Here is a 2,271-nt window from a genome sequence, read left to right as displayed (position 1 = left end):
CTAATAGCTTCACCTGCCGAGCACGAGGTCCTCCGGATGCCGTACTATGCATGACGCTCGGGTACCCCCGGCCAGAAGGAGGAGCGCCGTGAAAGCAGCCGCAGTCGTGGCCGACATTCTCAAGCGCGAGGGCGTGCAGTGCCTCATCGGCTATCCCGTCAACCACATCATCGAGGCCGCCGCCGAGGCCGACATTCGCACCATCATCGTGCGCCAGGAGCGGGTCGGCCTGCACATGTGTGACGCGCTGAGCCGGGTGACGTCCGGCGAGCGCATCGGCGTCTTCGCCAACCAGCACGGCCCGGGGACGGAGAACTCGTTCGGCGGCGTGGCCCAGGCCTACGGCGACTCGGTCCCGATCGTGGTGCTCCCCGGCGGCTACCCGCGGCGGATCCTCAACATCCCGCCCAACTTCAGCTCGTTCCTCAACTACCAGCACGTCACCAAGTGGGCCGAGCAGGTCATCCTGCCCGAGAACGTGCCCGACGCCATGCGTCGGGCGTTCACCCAGGTGCGCAACGGCCGCCCGCGCCCGGTGCTGGTCGAGTTCCCCGTCGACATCCTCCAGGCCGAGGTGCCGGACGGCTGGACCTACACGCCGGCGCCCCGCCTGCGCACGGCGCCGGACCCGCGCGCCGTCGCCGAGGTCGCGGCGGCGCTGGTGGCGGCCGAGCGGCCGGTGATCTACGCGGGCCAGGGCGTGCACTACGCGCGCGCGTGGAAGCAGCTCCGCGAGCTCGCCGAGCTGCTGGAGGCGCCCGTCACCACCAGCCTGCAGGGCAAGAGCGCGTTCCCGGAGACGCACCCGCTGTCGCTCGGCTCCGGCGGCCGCTCGATCAGCAAGCAGCTCCACCACTTCCTCACCAACTCCGATCTGATCTTCGGCATCGGCTGCAGCTTCTCGACGACCAACTACGGCGTGGCCATGCCCAAGGGCAAGCGCATCGTCCACGCCACCCTCGACCCCGCCGACATCAACAAAGACGTGCGGGCCGAGCTGGCGCTGGTCGGGGATGCGGGGCTGACTCTCGACGCGCTCATCACCGAGGTCAGCGACCGCCTGCGCGGCGGCCCCCGCGGCCGCGCCGCCGCCGTCACCCAGGAGATCAAGCAGCTCAAGAGCGAGTGGCTCGCCCAGTGGCTACCACGGCTCACGGCGGACACCAAGCCGCTCTCGCCCTACCGGGTCATCTGGGACCTGATGCACACCGTGGACGTCGCCAACACGATCATCACCCACGATGCCGGCAGCCCGCGCGATCAGCTCTCGCCCTTCTGGGAGCCGGTGGCGCCCCTCACCTACATCGGCTGGGGCAAGACGACGCAGCTCGGCACCGGGCTGGGCTACGCGATGGGCGCCAAGCTCGCCGCCCCCGACAAGCTCTGCGTCAACGTCTGGGGCGACGCCGCCATCGGCTTCACCGGCATGGACTTCGAGACGGCCGTGCGCGAGCGCATCCCCATCCTCTCGGTACTCCTCAACAACTTCTCGATGGCCATCGAGCTCAAGGTCATGAAGGTCGCCACCGAGAAGTACCGGTCCACCGACATCGGCGGCAACTACGCCGACTTCGCCAAGGCCCTGGGCGGCTGGGGCGAGCGCGTGACCGAGCCCGGCGCCATCGGGCCCGCCATCAAGCGCGCGATCGACCGGACGCGGGAGGGCACGCCGGCGCTGCTGGAGTTCATCACCGAGAAGGCGGTGGATTTCTCGATCTTTCCGTGAGACGCACCGCGTCGTCTATAATCACGGAGAGACAGCGAGAGGGGTGAGCGCGTGGCAAAAGGCACGGGCATGCGGAAGGAAAAGAAGAAGCCGAAGCAGAAGAAGAAGTAGCGCTACTCGCGGGCGGAGCTGGAGGCCGAGCAGGCCTGGCGCACGGCCGCCACGAAGCGCTCGCCGAAGGTCGCGAGCTTCCAGTCGCCCACGCCCTGCACCTCGCGGAACCGCTCGAGCGTCGGCGGGCGCAGGCGCGCCATGTCGCGCAGCGAGGCGTCCGAGAAGATGAGGTACGGCGGCACCCCGCGTTCCGCCGCGACCTTCCGCCTCAGCACGCGTAACGCCTCGAACACCGCCTCGTCCGCCGCGCCGGAGGTGTCGGGGGCACGCGTGCTCTCCGGAATCCGCGTCCCCGCCTTCGCAGCCGATGCGGCCGGCGGCGTGACGGCGCTCGTCAGGGGCGCCGCCGCGCTCTCGCCCCGGAGGACGGCGTGGCCGCTCAGGGTGACGAGCAGCGTGGGGTACTCGGCGTCGGACCGGGCGAGGTAGCC

At 70.1% G+C, this 2,271-nt stretch carries 2 protein-coding genes; one reads left to right on the top strand and one right to left on the bottom strand.

Annotated elements, in window-relative coordinates; genetic code table 11:
- Nucleotides 1-88: 88 nt before the first annotated feature.
- Nucleotides 89-1,726 (top strand): thiamine pyrophosphate-requiring protein, encoded by a 1,638-nt coding sequence (locus tag VGV13_02635; GenBank protein ID HEV8639975.1) that lies wholly within the window; start codon nt 89-91, stop codon nt 1,724-1,726.
- 113 nt (nt 1,727-1,839) lie between these two features.
- Here the strand turns inward: VGV13_02635 and VGV13_02630 are convergent.
- Nucleotides 1,840-2,271, bottom strand: a 432-nt coding sequence (locus VGV13_02630) for an HRDC domain-containing protein (GenBank protein ID HEV8639974.1), incomplete at its 5' end; no start/stop codon positions are given.

This window comes from Candidatus Methylomirabilota bacterium (assembly GCA_036001065.1).
Lineage (GTDB): Bacteria > Methylomirabilota > Methylomirabilia > Rokubacteriales > CSP1-6 > MNEF01.
Note: the sequence above shows the minus strand (reverse complement) of the source record. Positions and strands in the feature narration are given on the sequence as shown.